Origin of the sequence: Acinetobacter sp. YH12027 (assembly GCF_013420085.1) — a bacterium.
In the GTDB taxonomy this organism is placed as follows: Bacteria; Pseudomonadota; Gammaproteobacteria; order Pseudomonadales; family Moraxellaceae; genus Acinetobacter; species Acinetobacter amyesii.
Window position 1 is genome coordinate 65,754 of record NZ_VOYW01000007.1, and the last position, 15,809, is coordinate 81,562.

General features: G+C 40.7%; 11 protein-coding genes. 3 read left to right on the forward strand and 8 right to left on the reverse strand.

Translation table 11 applies throughout. From position 1 onward, the window contains the following. Positions 1-34: 34 nt before the first annotated feature. Positions 35-943, reverse strand: coding sequence for a hypothetical protein (locus FTT94_RS03395; RefSeq protein ID WP_180170226.1), 909 nt, complete (start codon positions 941-943; stop codon positions 35-37). 82 nt (positions 944-1,025) lie between these two features. After that, the gene (acnD, locus tag FTT94_RS03400; protein WP_180170227.1) at positions 1,026-3,644 is read right to left on the reverse strand and encodes a Fe/S-dependent 2-methylisocitrate dehydratase AcnD; all 2,619 of its coding nucleotides are present in this window, start codon (positions 3,642-3,644) and stop codon (positions 1,026-1,028) included. A 591-nt stretch (positions 3,645-4,235) separates the two neighbouring features. Between acnD and FTT94_RS03405 the strand changes: the two genes are divergently transcribed. Together FTT94_RS03405 and FTT94_RS03410 are read left to right on the forward strand one after the other, a co-directional pair. Continuing rightward, positions 4,236-6,335 carry a multicopper oxidase family protein gene (locus FTT94_RS03405; RefSeq protein WP_180170228.1) on the forward strand — a complete coding sequence of 700 codons (2,100 nt, stop codon included), beginning with the start codon at positions 4,236-4,238 and terminating at the stop codon, positions 6,333-6,335. Between the two features lie 117 nt (positions 6,336-6,452). Further along, a complete protein-coding gene (locus FTT94_RS03410) occupies positions 6,453-7,178 on the forward strand; it encodes a folate-binding protein YgfZ (RefSeq protein ID WP_257228637.1) in 726 nt (241 codons plus the stop codon). 205 nt (positions 7,179-7,383) lie between these two features. Here FTT94_RS03410 and FTT94_RS03415 read toward each other — a convergent pair whose 3' ends face one another. The 3 genes from FTT94_RS03415 to FTT94_RS03425 all read right to left on the reverse strand — a co-directional run bounded on the left by FTT94_RS03415 (position 7,384) and on the right by FTT94_RS03425 (position 10,371). Further along, positions 7,384-8,565 carry a Fic family protein gene (locus FTT94_RS03415; RefSeq protein WP_180089184.1) on the reverse strand — a complete coding sequence of 394 codons (1,182 nt, stop codon included), beginning with the start codon at positions 8,563-8,565 and terminating at the stop codon, positions 7,384-7,386. A 168-nt stretch (positions 8,566-8,733) separates the two neighbouring features. Further along, on the reverse strand, positions 8,734-9,918 hold the full coding sequence (locus FTT94_RS03420) for a sorbosone dehydrogenase family protein (RefSeq protein ID WP_180170229.1): 1,185 nt from the start codon (positions 9,916-9,918) through the stop codon (positions 8,734-8,736). A gap of 207 nt (positions 9,919-10,125) precedes the next feature. Continuing rightward, positions 10,126-10,371, reverse strand: coding sequence for a hypothetical protein (locus tag FTT94_RS03425; RefSeq protein WP_078191141.1), 246 nt, complete (start codon positions 10,369-10,371; stop codon positions 10,126-10,128). Positions 10,372-10,620: 249 nt separating this feature from the next. Here FTT94_RS03425 and FTT94_RS03430 point away from each other — a divergent pair, with 249 nt between their 5' ends. Beyond that, positions 10,621-11,427 (forward strand): tetratricopeptide repeat protein, encoded by an 807-nt coding sequence (locus FTT94_RS03430; RefSeq protein ID WP_180042212.1) that lies wholly within the window; start codon positions 10,621-10,623, stop codon positions 11,425-11,427. Positions 11,428-11,499: 72 nt separating this feature from the next. Here FTT94_RS03430 and FTT94_RS03435 read toward each other — a convergent pair whose 3' ends face one another. From FTT94_RS03435 to FTT94_RS03445, 3 genes are all read right to left on the reverse strand, one after another. Continuing rightward, a complete protein-coding gene (locus tag FTT94_RS03435) occupies positions 11,500-12,429 on the reverse strand; it encodes an AEC family transporter (protein ID WP_180009885.1) in 930 nt (309 codons plus the stop codon). A gap of 81 nt (positions 12,430-12,510) precedes the next feature. Continuing rightward, complete coding sequence (locus FTT94_RS03440) at positions 12,511-13,626, reverse strand: NADH:flavin oxidoreductase/NADH oxidase (protein ID WP_168378535.1); 1,116 nt, start codon at positions 13,624-13,626, stop codon at positions 12,511-12,513. A 12-nt stretch (positions 13,627-13,638) separates the two neighbouring features. Then, entirely contained in the window at positions 13,639-15,798 is a 2,160-nt protein-coding gene (locus tag FTT94_RS03445; RefSeq protein WP_180170230.1) for a TonB-dependent receptor, read from the reverse strand. Positions 15,799-15,809 lie beyond the last annotated feature (11 nt).

A 15,809-nucleotide genomic window follows, 5' to 3' on the forward strand; every position in this document is an offset into this window, starting at 1 on the left:
TGATGGGTATTTTTTGAATATTTTTCAATCAATACTATATATTTAATAATGAACTTAAATATGGCAAAACAGGCAAAATTAATCCACTAACAACAGTTGCATGATCAGACATAAAACTTATTAATTCCTTATATTTTTCACTATATTTTACAGTTCCAACATTCCGTCCTAGCTCTTCTACTTTATTCTCTAGCTCTTGTAAAACAGAGTTTTCATCACTATTTTCTTCCTGAATCTTAGTAATTATCTCCAAGAATTCTTTTGGAATTTCATTATTTGTAGATTGTTGAATACCGCTGTTGCTATTCCCTGAAGCTAAATTCCCAACATTTCCTGAAATATTTATATTAAAAATCTGACTCACCTTATCTTGTGGGATAGGATTCGTATTCAATTTTGCTTCTCCAGCTTCAGGATTAATAACTTCTATTTCTAATACGAAATTTAATATTTTTGTTTTTACAATATCAATAATCCCCTCTAATTTTGTAGAAGGTATAACTTTCCAAGCCTGTACACACACCATATTCTTATAAATTTTATTGCTAAACATAGCCACAAAATTTGCGTCCCACGGTTGTTGTAACAGTTTACCCTTTTTAGCATTTATTACTAGTGACTCAAATTCAGCAATTGGACCAGTTAATGAAACCGTTGTTAAATTCTTTCGAAATTCTTTAGGAAAGCAATTTGATGGAATGTCAGCATTTCTTAGCCCAGATCCAAATGCACCTGAAAAATGACCTTTTGAATTAACATCGTTATAAATTCGATAAGAAGGAATACCATCCAACGATTCATATCCATTAAGCTCTGAATCAACCCATGTTTTAAAATCTTCATTTCCTAATCGATAAGCTAAAACTTTACATCTTCTTAATAAATCAGAAACTTTAATATTAGAGTTTACTGCATCGTTCTGAATTTCTCTTAAAAGAGACATTTTTCATTTTCCAAATAATAAAGCCATATCTGACATATGGCTTTATTGAATTATTTCAAGTATTAAAAGGACTTATTTTAAATTACGCCACATTTCCTTCCAAGAAATCCTGTGCAAAGCGTTGCAACACACCACCCGCTTCATACACATGCACTTCTTCTTCAGTGTCTAAACGGCAAGTCACAGGCACTTTAATGATTTCATTTTTACCATCAGCAGTTGAACGCTCAACCACCAAAGTCAGGTCAGAACGCGGTGCTATATTACCAATCACGCTATACAGCTCAGTACCATCCAGCTTCAAAGTTTTACGGTCAGTCCCTGCTTTAAACTCAAGCGGTAACACGCCCATACCCACCAAGTTGGTACGGTGAATACGCTCAAAACCTTCCGCCACAATCACTTCTACACCTGCAAGGCGCACACCTTTAGCTGCCCAGTCACGGCTCGAACCTTGACCGTAGTCTTTACCTGCAATGATGATCAGTGGCTGCTTACGATTCATATAAGTTTCAATCGCTTCCCACATACGCATCACTTCGCCTTCAGGCTCTACACGCGCTTTTGAACCTTGCTTGATCGTACCGTCAGAACGCACCACCATTTCATTAAACAATTTCGGGTTGGCAAATGTCGCACGCTGTGCAGTTAAATGGTCACCACGGTGGGTTGCGTATGAGTTAAAGTCTTCTTCAGGCACGCCCATTTTATGCAGATACTCACCTGCAGCCGAATCCATCATGATCGCATTCGATGGCGATAAATGGTCTGTGGTGATGTTGTCAGGCAAGATCGCAAGCGGACGCATATTTGCAAGTGTACGCGGTGCAGCCAATGCCCCTTCCCAATACGGCGGACGGCGGATATAAGTACTTTGCGGACGCCAGTCGTATAACGGGCTTGCCGCTTTTTCACGCTCACCCAAATCAAACATTGGGATATACACTTTCTTAAACTGTTCAGGTTTAACCGCTTCTTTCACCAATGCATCAATTTCAGCATCAGACGGCCAAATGTCTTTCAGGTAAATTGGATTACCGTCTTTGTCATTGCCCAGTGAATCGGTTTCGATATCAAAACGAATCGTCCCTGCAATGGCATACGCCACAACGAGTGGAGGCGAAGCCAAGAATGCTTGTTTTGCGTATGGATGGATACGTCCGTCAAAGTTACGGTTACCTGAAAGTACCGCAGTTGCATACACATCACGGTCAATAATTTCTTGCTGAATCACTGGATCGAGCGCGCCCGACATACCATTACACGTGGTACATGCATATGCCACGATACCAAAGCCCAGTTTTTCTAAATCACCGAGTACACCTGCTTCTTCTAGGTATAAAGCGGCTGCTTTAGAACCCGGTGCAAATGATGATTTCACCCAAGGTTTACGCACAAGTCCTAACTCATTAGCTTTACGTGCAAGTAAGCCTGCTGCCACGGTATTACGTGGGTTAGAAGTGTTTGTACATGAGGTGATTGCTGCAATGATGATTGCGCCATCAGGCATTAAACCTTCAGCTTCCTGAGCTTTAGCCGCTTCTAAGTTACCTGCAATGCCTTTCGCTTTTAAATCAGCGGTTGATACACGTGCATGTGGATTCGATGGACCTGCAATATTACGAGTCACTTTCGACAAATCAAAACGCAGTACACGCGGGTATTCCGCTGCTGTCATATCTGACGCCCAAAGACCGATTTCTTTGGCATAGCTTTCAACCAATTTCACTTGATCCGCTTCACGGCCTGTCAATGTCAGGTAATCAATGGTGTTTTGGTCGATGTAGAACATCGCAGCCGTTGCGCCATATTCAGGGGTCATGTTCGAGATCGTTGCACGGTCACCTACAGACATGCTGTCTGCACCTTCACCGAAGAACTCTAAATAAGCACCAACCACACGTTCTTTACGCAAGAATTCTGTAAGCGCTAACACGATATCAGTTGCGGTGATGCCTGCTTTACGCTGACCGACAAGCTCTACACCAATGATGTCTGGCAGACGCATCCAAGATGCTCGGCCAAGCATCACGTTTTCAGCTTCTAGACCGCCGACACCGACAGAAATCACACCCAATGCATCAGTATGCGGTGTATGTGAGTCTGTACCCACACAGGTATCAGGGAATGCTAAACCATCACGGTTTTGAATCACTGGAGACATTTTCTCCAAGTTGATTTGGTGCATGATGCCGTTGCCCGCAGGGATCACATCGACATTTTCAAAGGCTGTCTTGGTCCATTCAATGAAATGGAAACGGTCTTCGTTACGACGGTCTTCAATCGCGCGGTTTTTCTCAAATGCATCAGGATCAAAACCACCAAACTCTACAGCTAGAGAATGGTCAACAATCAGCTGTGTTGGAACAACAGGATTGACTTTTGACGGGTCGCCACCTTGATCTGCAATGGCATCACGCAAGCCTGCAAGGTCAACCAATGCGGTTTGACCTAAGATGTCATGGCACACCACACGTGCAGGGTACCAAGGGAAATCGTGGTCTTGTTTGCGGTTAATCAGCTCTTTTAAAGATTGTTCTAAGATTGCAGGGTCGCATTTACGAACCAACTGCTCTGCAAGGACTTTAGATGTATATGGGAGTTTTGCGTATGCGCCTGGCTGAATATCTTCTACGGCTTGGCGTACATCGAAGTATTCTAGCTGGGTGCCTTGCAGCGGTTTACGGTAGTTGTTGTTCATAGCGTTCCTGCCCTCGGTCTTTCATTTTTTTGCGTTGTCTTTTTCATAGACAATTCATCTTTGTTCGATAGGCATACTACACTGCCGAAAACCCATTTCCCAAATCTCATATATTTCATATAGTTAAATATAAAAATAGGGGTTTTTGAAATATTTAGTTACACTAACTTTGGAATATTCGCTCTAAATATGAATTTTTTTGAAAAATAGCTGCAAATCCGCCTCATTCTTTAGTCTAAGGTAAATTGCACTGCATAATATTTAATCTAAATATCAACCAAATTGATTAAAAATCAGTCTTATCAATTTTAGTATTTAATAATCAAGGCATTAAATTACTTCATTAGCTCATTGCGCCTCAAAGCCACAATGTGAATCAAAACACAGTTTTATTATTTATTTTATCTTAATTCTCAATTTATCCCTATTTGCAGGGATAGCGTCGAATCACCCCTCTCTCAGATAATAAAAGCACGACATACAAGAACAGTAATTCGCTGTACTCGCCAAAATAATCACAATATTTACAAAATCTTAGCTAAATAAATCAGCGATTACTGTTCTACCGTCATTATGCTTTGGGGAAAGATCATGACAAAATTTAAAACCATCATTGGGGCTGGCTGCCTCTTAAGCTGTCTTAGCTTCATTGCCTGTGGCGACAACGACCAATCGACAACGGATTCGACGATTCAAGAAGAGGAAGTAGACTCACCGACTGTCGTCTCGAATCCACCACGTTTGAAAGCCAATGCACAAGGTGAGCATGAACTGCTGATTGCCTATAAACGCCAAGCCTTATACGACCCTGAAACGGGTGAGAATGATCTATTACAAGTCAGAGGCTATCTGACTAAACCTGAACTCTGGAACTCAAAAAATACCGATGGCAGTGTTTCTGATGTACTGGTTGGCCCACAAATTCGTGCGAAACAAGGTGACAATTTAAAAATCCATCTGGTCAATCATCTCCCTGTTGAATCGACAGAGACCTGCCCAAGTCCAGTGACCAATATTAACCAAGGGAACTGTTTTAACACCACAAATTTACATACACATGGTCTTTGGGTTAGCCCGCAAGGAAATAGTGACAACGTATTTTTGAGCTTAAAACCTCAGCAAGATTTTCATTACGAATTTAAGATCGAACCGAATCATCCTGCGGGAACATTTTGGTATCACTCTCATGTGCATGGTTCAACCGCGATTCAGGTCTCAAGCGGCATGGCTGGCCCTTTGATTATTGAGGGAGAGCGAAAACCCGTCATTCGACAGGGGCAAATTCAGCAGACTGGAGATTTGGACATCTTATGGAAAAATCAAAAAACCCAGCAGTATGACCATGAAAAAATCATGCTGTTCCAGCAGATTCAATACAATGAAGATTGCGACAGCAATTTAAGCCAAGTGAATGGTACACCCTGCATCTATAGCTTAGAAGATTATTCAAAACTCGATATACCCACCTCATGGGCGGATGAAAATCGTTTTACCAGTATCAATGGCAAAATGTTTGGTGAAATTAAGGTAGATCAAAACCAATACCACCGCTGGCGCATGATTCACGGCGGTATCCGTGACACCATTGGTTTGACCATCAAAGAACTACCTGATTCTGCGCACTTTACCGCAGAGCAAACCCTGAGCGAATGTCAAAAGTATCAAAGCAAGTCGATGTCTTCACAGTTTAAAACACTGAAAACATTACCATTATATACCCTTGCACAAGACGGCTTGACCATGGGTAAAATCCAAAAGCAAGGGATTGAAGTTTTTCAGCCGGGTTATCGCTTTGATGCCATGCTCGCCTTCCCGACCACCAATAAATACTGTGTATACGATGCCAAGCTGAATCTAGAAGATGAAATTAATGCGCCTGAATCAAGTCCGCTACTTCGTCGCGCACCGGAAGAAAAACTCAATACACAGCTCCTCGGTTGGGTCAATGTAAAAGCAACCCAACTACCGCAGCAAACGCCTTATAACTTTTTGAAAAGTCAGGCAACCCAATTGAAACTAGCACCAGAAGTGATTGCACAGCTCGAACAGGGTGATTTATCAGCCTTTATCTCTCATGCGAGTTTAATGACTGCTGAAGTCGATGAAATGCTCAAAACGATGGCGAAGCAAATCACCAACTTTGACATTCTGTTCAATGCAGATGGCAGCTTTAAATTTGGTATTCGTCATGCCGAGGAAGGCACCTTGATCAGCTTTGGAGATGCCTACCACGATGAAGACCATACCCACCATAGCTATGTCCGCAAGCTTCCAATCGGGCAAACCCAAGAGTGGGAGTTGAGCAGTAATGTTGCAAGTCATCCCTTCCATATTCATGTCAATCCATTCCAAGTCGTGAAAATATTGAATGAAAATGGTGTCGATGTCAGTGCGATCGGCAGCTCAGATAAAGATGGTGCAGGAAATATTGACTCGCAATATCATGGAATGAAAGGCGTTTGGAAAGATACGCTCTTCGTCAAACAGGGCTATAAAATCTTTGTGCGCAGCAAGTACGAAAAATTTGAAGGCGACTTCGTGCTGCACTGCCATATTTTAGACCATGAAGATCAAGGCATGATGGAAACCGTGCGTATTTGTGGCGACCAATATGATTGTAATAGTGAACCGCCTTCACATCATTCCACTATAGATATGACTGCAAGCGATATGCCGACACACAATCACTAAGACTAATCTCTGCTGTACAAAAGCCCATATCAATATGGGCTTTTTGTTTGCCTAACACTGCGGCTTGCTGCAAAATAACATGATTAATGATATCTAAAATTTATACTGAGGCTGGTCATGACAACGTCTATGGCATTCACATCTTTTTCTCTCAACGGTGTCGATGCACAAAAATTTCTACAAGGGCAAGTGACTTTGCATGTTGAACGCCTTGAAGAAAATGCAACACGTTATACCGCAATCTGCGACCTCAAAGGCCGTATTCACTTTGGTTTATGGCTCACCAAACACAGTGCTGAAAGTTTTTCTATTGTCACAACAGCAGATCAAGCCGAAGAATTTGCCAAACATATTAAAAAATTCGGCGCTTTTTCAAAAATGAAACTGGAAGAAGCCGGTGCAGTTTTTCCAAGTTTAGCCGGTGATGACACGACTTTTGCTTCGGCGCCGACGGATATTGCAGCATGGGAAGTTCAAGCCATTCAAGCGGGTCAGGCCTATATTGACCAAGCGCTTGAACATGTGTTCCAACCGCAAGAGCTACGTTTACATCAGCGTGAAGGTGTACACTATGACAAAGGCTGTTATTTGGGTCAGGAAGTGATTGCACGTTTATGGTTTAAAGCCAAACCCAAAGCTTGGTTGCATGCGATTTCAGGTACAGGCGCTGCTCCTGCACAAGGCGAACAGCTGAATAAAGGCGTGCAAGTGGTAAATAGCGCGGCTGTAGAAAATGGTTATGTAGCACTGGTTGTTGCTCGTCCTGAAGCCTTAGAAGAGTTAGACGTGACTGTTTTAGCCTTGCCTGAAGCATTGAATGGTGATGTGGCACGTCCTGCTTAAGTCTATAAATTTTAGAATGTTGTGGTACATTAGCCTCTAAGTTTAGGGGCTTTTTTATGACTGAAAAATTATAGAAATATAAAGGTTAAATTTTTTTTATAGGAAAATAATGTCAGCTAAAATGACAGTTATTTACTATTTTAATTCAATAACTTAAACCAATAAAATTAAAAAAAATGTCAGTAAAAATGTCATCTATATTGTTTTATATGTATGGATAATACAATTTCCCTTCTAATTCATTCAAAAATCCAGCTTTCACAATTCCTTCTATATCTCGATAGTAAGTTCGTTCTGTTTTGCCTTTAAATAATATCTGAACAATAGGTCGTTTATAAAGTTCAGTAGGTGAAACAATAATTGCTTCAGCCATATAAATTTCAATCAATTGAATTTGTCTTTCAGATAACCTTTTGTTTTTACGAGCATCATTCAATGCATTTTTATAAAGAAGAAAACGAATAAGGTCATCTCCTTGATCATGTAAGTTTTCAATGGTTTTAAACATACCTTCTATCATAAATCTGACAAAACCTTGATGAGCATCATCTTGTTTTTTATCGGCTAACTTGCGACATTGATTAAAAAGTGCAAAATATTGGTGAATATTTTCCTGATAGTATTTCCATACAGCAGAAGAACTAAAATGATAACCTGATTGTTCCAAAATCAGCATTTCAATCAATCGCCCTGTACGCCCATTACCATCCCAAAATGGATGAATTAATTCAAAATAATAGTGTGCAAGACTTGCTCGAATCAACACAGCTTGTTGCATAATGACAGGGGCATTTAACCATTCAAGCCAAGCTAACATCAGATATTCAATATCTGCTAAGCATTTCGGTGGACGATATGTCCCTCCATGTTCTGCATCACCTACGATCGTTTTTTGTGTAGGTTGATTATTTCTGAATTGAGCAGGTGGATTATTTTTTTCATCAACATCTTGAGAAACAAGGCGATGCAATGTCAATACATCATCCAAGCTTATATTTTTTCCCAAATTAGGAGTAAGTGTTGTGTGTTTATGTTGATTAATCCAATCTATCGCCTGCTTTAGGTTGGTTAATCTTTTTTCTGCTGTATTTTGGATTTGAGCTGGATCAATTTTTAAAATTTGCGCTGTTTCTTCTTGGCTGAACTCACCACCTTCTATAGTATTCGTACTGTAAATACTACTTGCAAGAATTTTTTCTTGCATCTGGTCGATAATTTGAGGAAGTCCTGGCATTTTATTAAAGCGCTTTTGTGCATCATTTACTCGGTCAATTGCCCCTTGTAAACGTTCGTAGTCTAAACTCAGACTAAATGTGAATGAACCAGATTTATAGGTCATCACACGTAGTGTAGTTTCATTCAACCACTCTTTGCTTTGCTCAGGCATTTTTTTCCTTAAATTTTGTCAGCAAAAATGTCAGTTATTTTCCAATATATCTCAAAGTATTACAGCATTTCAATATATTTATATGTCAGTAAAAATGTCAGAATATTTAAAGTGATCAACCCTCTCTTTATTTTATACTTAGACTTTTTTTATTGGATTTTCACAAAATCAGAAAATATCTCTCCACCTCACAAAATAAACCACCCCACCCCGATCATCCGAAAAATAAAAGGAATTTGCATCAATTCGGTAAATATCAGCAGGTCGCCCATACACCTTTTTACCGACTAAAAAACCATCCATAAAGGTTTCAAGTTTTTGTCCTTTACGCATAATTGCAATTTGATAGCCATGGCCAATCGCTTCGTCGGTAGAGCCATGCAAGGCCACTAAAAATGCATTTTTAATGGTGGCATCTGTGTCTGGATGATCAAAATAATCAAAACCCAGTGCTGAGGAATGCGAAGGGAAATAAGCATAGGGCGATGGAACATTTTTACAGCCTGATGCACGTTTAAATTTAGCATCCGCCAAGACTTTGCCCTGCCATGAATAACATGCGGGCCAGCCATAATCGACATCCCGCTTTAACGCATAAAAAGTTTCATCTGGCTTTTTACGTCCCAAATGATCAGAACCTTGATTAGTTGCAAATAGAAATTTTCCGATCCATTTTAGCCCAACAGCATTACGCAAACCTGTCGCATACATCCGTTGCTCTGAACCATCAGGATTCATCTCAATGACGGAGGCTCGTACTTTTTCTTTTTCAACACAGGCGTTACAACTCGAACCAACCGACACATAAACTTTTCCATTTCCACCGATAGCAATCGTCCGCGTCAGATGCCAACCGCCGTATTTATAACTCAAACCATAATCAGGAAATGTCGCTAAAACTTCAGCCTTACTCGAAGGCTGAGTTTCTCCTCTACTAAATTTTTGCCGTGTCAGTTGGTCCGTTTCCGCCAAATAGAGCCAATCCTGTCCTTGAGCATCGGTATAAAACTGAACTGAATTTGGATTTCTCAAACCGGTCAGATAAGGAATGATTTTGCCAAATTTACCGGTGTCAGCATTCCAATCATCCAATATATATACAGTACCTTTTTTATTATCTGTTAGATCATACATATCCGTGACAAACATTCTGCGATCAGGCGCTTGCGAAAAAAAGCGTACCCGTTTGAGACCTTCAGCAGCAGGAATGATCTCGAAATTTGCAGGCAAATTTAATGAAAACTGCTTGCCATTTTTTAAATGGATTGGATGAGGTACAAGCTTGGGTAGTTGAGCCCAACTGGTCATTGAACAAACGAAACTAAGGATCAAGATGGCACTTATTTTTATCATATTTAAATACATCTCAATGAATCATGTATATCTGTATTCATCATAGATGCCTTGTATCTTTTTTATTCAATTTATATTTTTAGAAAATATTATACTTTTGAAAATTAAGGTTTTTTAAATCACATACGCTGTTGCAGCACACAACAAACAAAAATAAGGAGGAACTTTATTCCCCCTCATGTTTTCGTTTTTAAATCATGATTTTAATCAAAATCCATGAAACAACTTATTCATGTCTTTGCATACATATTCTTTAAAATGATAGGCGCGCGCATGTTTGGCATCAAATTTAGCTTCTAAATCGCCTTTTTTGAAAATATAAACACGATCCTCTTTACTGACTAAAAACTCTGCACCCAATTTCATCAAAAGCGCATCAATTTTATCTTCATCTGCAATCGATTCATCTGCATTGATTTTATCGTAATTGCGTTTAATGCCTTTAATAAACATCGCGCTGCCTCAGAGAAAATAACAATGCGCGATTAAATCAGAGTCCTGCTTTTTTGCAAAGGCTTTTAATGCAATAAAGTCATAGCATTTAAAGCGCTAAGGGCAATCAACATTATTTTATAAAAACGCTTTAAATCACAATTCCTCACTTTACATTTACGTAAATCTACCTATGATGTAAAAACCGACAAAAATAACCACCAAAACACATAAATGGAATTATGTGTATGATTTATAAAAGGTTTAAAGATGAAAAAAATCCTATTCGCAAGCATTTTAGCAATGAGCACTCAATTGGCTTTTGCTGAAACCAAAACAGATGCCGTCGATCCTGAATTTGCTAAAGTGGAAGCTATGGTCAAGGCCAAAGATATGAATGGCGCCTACCAGACACTGAGCAAGCTTGCAGCAAAAGGTAATGCTCAGGCCACTTATAATTTGGGCTATCTTACTCAAACAGGTCAAGGCGTAGCGAAGGATGAGAAAAAAGCCATCCAACTCTATGAACAGGCTGCAGCCAAAGGCTACCCAGTTGCTAACTATGTTTTAGGTAAAAATTATGCAACGGGCACACTGGGCTTAAAACAAGATACCAACAAGGCCAAACAATATTTAGAACGTGCATCTTCGGCAGGGTTTGACGATGCCTCCATCGACTATGCCATTTTACTTTTTGCAGAAAATAAACCTGAGTCAGATAAATTGGCGCTCAGTAAACTTGATCCGCTGATTAAAAAAGGCAACTACCCTGCGATTCATGCCAAAGCGCTTTATGACATCAGTGCTGGCTTTAAAGCTAAAAATGAAAAGCCTATTCAGCAAGGTCTGAATAGCATTCAAGAGTTAGCGAAAAAAGGCTATGTCCCTGCATTAATGGCGGTGGGCAATATGTTTGTAAATGGCAATATCATCCCGCAGAATTTGCCTGAAGCTAAAAAAATATTTAGCGCATTAGCCAAAGAAAATATTCCGCAAGCCAAAGAATCTTTGGCAACCGTGGATAAAATGATTGCTGAACAAGCCAAAGCACCTAAAGCCAATGCGAAAAAGAGTTAATTGAGCATTAAAAAAAGCCCTGCACATGCAGGGCTTTTTCATGGGTTTAAGCAAATCTTGAGCTGATCAAAATCACGCCCACCACAGACTGATTAATACACCTGTTACGACAAAGCCCAAGATAGTACTCATCAACAAAGGCGTTAAGGTCTTTTCATTTAAGCCATACACTTGTCCTAGCATGGCAAAAATCGTCGGCATCGGTAATGCGGCAATAATCGTCCCTGCATATAACATCTCTTGGCTGACATCGGTCAAATAACGTAAGCCTAAATAAGTCAGTAAAGGCATCACCAAGTTGCTTGAAATCACCAAATAGAAGCTCTGAGCATTCACATACTTTAAGCTCATACCGACAATCCCTCCACCAATTGCAAACAGTGCCAGTGGTGAAGCCGTTTGACCTAACATCGCTAGTACATCATTGATTTGATGAGGCAAACGGATTTGGAAAATTGCAAATCCAATCCCTAACATTACCCCTGCAAAGAGTGGATTTTTTAACAGGGTAAATAAGGTATTTTTGATGATGTCGCCAATATTGGCTTTTTGCTGTGAACTTCCTAATTGCGCAAGGACCAGCACCGTTGGAATCAGCAGCACACTTTCAATGATGACGATTAATGAGGTATAGGTCATCGCATTTTGACCGACCAATAAGCTTAGGACTGCAGTGCCAATTAAGCCTGTATTTGACATGCCAGCGCCTAATGACAGTACCGCTGTTTGCGACATATTATTTTTAAAATGTGTCGACAATAGCCAATAGGCCATGCCATACAGTAAAAACGTGACTCCGGTATAAACAAAGAAATAGCCGGGATACCAAATTTGATGCAAATCTTTAGAAGCTAATGACTGAAAAAACAAAGCCGGCAGTGCAATCTTAATCACAAATGCACCAATGGTTCCGACCTGTTCTTTACTCAATAAACTGCATTTTACAGACAGATATCCCAAGGCCAAAAGAAAAAAGATTGGACCAATCACCTCAAAGACCATACGAAATATCCTGTGTAATAGACTCTTCTATCCACACCCTCAACCTGAGAGTGTAGATCGGACCGCTATAAATTTTGAAAATTAGAAAGCCGTAAATTGACTTCTTTGTGCATGCGGCTGACAGCGTAAATACTGCGGAGAAATTTTTAGGTTTTCACCGAGTTCAGCAGCGGCATGCCATGGCCAACGCGGGTCATATTGAATTGCACGAGCAAGACCAATCGCATCTGCCATGCCATATTGTAAGATGCCTTCGGCTTGCATTGCTTCGGTAATTAAACCCACAGCAATTACGGGAACCTGAACGGCTTGCTTTATGGCTTCAGCAAAAGGCACTTGATAACTGGCTTGTAATTGAATTTTTTGCGCAACATCTAAGCCGCCACTAGAAACATGAATATAGGCTGTGCCTAGTTGTGCAAGCGCTTTTGACAAACCAACAGCCGAGTCTAGATCCCAACTCGGTGCTTCAGTATATTCCATCCAATCAGTTGCGGAAATACGTACCCCTATTGGATAATCTTCAGGCACGGCATTTTTCATGGCTTGGAACACTTCAAGGGTTAGACGAATGCGATTTTCCAAACTGCCACCATATTCATCGCTACGATGATTCGACAATGGTGACATAAATTGATGCAGTAAATAACCATGTGCAGCATGTAGCTCAATTAAGTCAAAGCCTGCATCTACCGCGCGTTTTGCTGAATCGGCAAAGTCTTGAATGATCTGCTGGATTTCATCTCGACTTAAAGCATGGGGTGCATGATCTGTGACATTAAAGGGCAACTCACTTGCTGAAACAGTTTGCCATCCTTGAGGATGATCTGGGGGTAATTGTCCACGTCCTGCCCAAGGTTTATCTGTCGATGCCTTACGACCCGCATGTGCCAGTTGGATAGCAAATGGCATAGGGGAAAGTGATTTCACCTTGGCCAATAGTGCCTTCATCTGTGCGCGTTGCATATCATTCCAAAGACCGAGGTCTGCATAGCTAATGCGTCCCTCTGCCTGTACAGCCGTTGCCTCGACGATACAAAGTCCGGCACCTGACAAGGCATAATTCGCCCATTGTTGTTCATGCCAATAGCTTAACTCCCCTTGCTCATTGGCAGAATATTGACACATGGGTGCAATCACGATTCGATTAGTCAGCCCCAATGTTCCAAACTGAATTGGTTGAAATAACAACGCCACATTACTCTCCTTTTAGAAGGCTTTGGTCACACTTAATCCTGCACTCCAATTCAAACCATCCGCGGGTTCAAAGAAGCGTCCATTTCCATCATTGACGATCACTGAACCGACATAGTTTTCATCAAACAAATTATCTACACGTACATAGGTTTTAACTTTCCAATCTGCTTGTTTCCACACATAACCAGCGTTGGCAGAAACCACGGTATAGCTCGACGCAGCATCACTGTTGGCATCATCGACATAGACTTTATCCATATAGCGAACATCTAGGCCGGCATTAAAGCCAATATCTGGCAGCCAATTCAGTGTGGCAAACGCTTGGTTTTTGGCAATACCCGGAATATAGGTGCCTTTGACGACATCACTGTCAGGAATTGCGGCATCAAAAGTGGCATCGATATAACTGTAACTTGCTTGCGCGCTTAAATCTCGCCATAGCTGTTTATTCCACGAAAGCTCCACACCTTCACGTAAGGTTTTATCGGCATTTTTATAGGTTGCACGACCATTGATACTTCCTGCAGAGACGATGTCATCTTGAGTTTTGCTTTGGAACACCGCTGCAGTGAAATTCCCCAATGCATTTTGTGATTTAAGCCCAAGCTCGTAGTTATCGCTACTGGCCGGTTTTAAATCAAAATTCATACCGTCATCTTTAGAATAGGCCATTTCTGTAAAGGTCGGTGTTTCAAAACCTTTGGCATAACTGGCATAGGCATTCAGTTGAGGCGCAATATTCCAACTTAATGCTGCTGAAGGTAAAACTTTGTCATAGTCGGTTTTACCGCTGTCATCCTTATTTAAACCCACGACATATTTATCGTCAGATTCATAATGAACATTGCTATATCGTAGCCCTGTATCTAAAGTCCAATTGGGTAAAAAATTCCACGAAGCTTGTACATAGGGATCTAAATTCCACAAGGTATTATTTTCATCACGGCGTAAATCACCTTTCACGCCATAATTGTCATTGGCATCAAAATTTTCATAGCCCTTACGGTCTTCATCCATGTAATCAAAGGCAAGGCCTGCAGTTAAACGCGTATTCGGCAAGAGGTCTTTGCCTGTCCAGCGAATATCTGTTCCATAATAGTCACGGCTAAAATCAATCACACCGCCTGCATGGCGAGGGTTTCTTTGACTTGTTGATGATATTGGATTTCCATCTTCATCTAAGCCTAAATTGATTGAATAATCACCTTTAGGAATCGATTGATACTGGGTTACATCACGTTGCCCCATATATACCATTGCATTAAGTTCATGCTGATCATTCAATGGTTTTTTCCATGTTAAGCCCGTTTGAGTTTGGTTAATTTCTTTACGTACATCAAACTGCTTTAAAAATGCTACTTGCTGTTTCGGATTTTGACGCAATTTCTCCCGAGTCAACCCTTGTGGATCATCGGCATTGATATCCACATGATTCACAATCCAATTGACCTTGGAACCATCATCCAGATCCCAAGTCAGTTTTGCATTGCTAAGTACCTTATTTGCGGCACTATGATCACGGTACCCATCGGTTTCAAAATAAGAAGAACTCACGACATAGCTAGGTTCATTGGCCTGTTCTGAGCCACCTTGCAGCACAATATCAGCACGGCTTTTATGATGACTGCCGCCCGAATAGCCGAGTTCGATCGAGTCTTTTCCAGTACCTTGCTTGGTTGTTGTTAAGATCGCCCCACCCGAAGAGTTGCCATATAAAGAAGAAAATGGCCCGCCCAATACCTCGATATGATTTAAGCTACTCATATCGATATTTGACGTCTGTCCCTGACCATCCGGCATGGTCGCAGGGATTCCATCAACATATAAACGGATACCACGCACACCAAATGTTGAACGAGCGCCAAAGCCTCGCATAGACAGTTGCAAGTCTTGTGCATAGTTTTCACGGTTATTCAGTTGTAGTCCGGGCACACCTTTTAAGGTTTCAGACAGATTCACACCCGTATTGTTATTATTTTCAGCCTGCTGTACACGGTATACCGATGCAGGGGTTTTTAACCACGTGGTATTGGTTCGTGGCGCTTCAATGGTAATCTCAGGAAGTAAAACAGGTTCCGTAGAACCTGTTTCTGCATACAGCTGCTGGCTAATACATGCCGTCAGGCAAAGTAAATGTGTCTTAAATGATGTGACGTTAAATTTACTTTGCATAGAGCACCTAT

Coding starts and splice junctions, on each gene's coding strand:
- FTT94_RS03395 (WP_180170226.1), bottom strand. CDS start 943: ATGTCTCTTTTAAGAGAAATTCAGAACGATGCAGTAAACTCTAATATT.
- acnD (WP_180170227.1), bottom strand. CDS start 3,644: ATGAACAACAACTACCGTAAACCGCTGCAAGGCACCCAGCTAGAATAC.
- FTT94_RS03405 (WP_180170228.1), top strand. CDS start 4,236: ATGACAAAATTTAAAACCATCATTGGGGCTGGCTGCCTCTTAAGCTGT.
- FTT94_RS03410 (WP_257228637.1), top strand. CDS start 6,453: ATGACAACGTCTATGGCATTCACATCTTTTTCTCTCAACGGTGTCGAT.
- FTT94_RS03415 (WP_180089184.1), bottom strand. CDS start 8,565: ATGCCTGAGCAAAGCAAAGAGTGGTTGAATGAAACTACACTACGTGTG.
- FTT94_RS03420 (WP_180170229.1), bottom strand. CDS start 9,918: ATGATAAAAATAAGTGCCATCTTGATCCTTAGTTTCGTTTGTTCAATG.
- FTT94_RS03425 (WP_078191141.1), bottom strand. CDS start 10,371: ATGTTTATTAAAGGCATTAAACGCAATTACGATAAAATCAATGCAGAT.
- FTT94_RS03430 (WP_180042212.1), top strand. CDS start 10,621: ATGAAAAAAATCCTATTCGCAAGCATTTTAGCAATGAGCACTCAATTG.
- FTT94_RS03435 (WP_180009885.1), bottom strand. CDS start 12,429: ATGGTCTTTGAGGTGATTGGTCCAATCTTTTTTCTTTTGGCCTTGGGA.
- FTT94_RS03445 (WP_180170230.1), bottom strand. CDS start 15,798: ATGCAAAGTAAATTTAACGTCACATCATTTAAGACACATTTACTTTGC.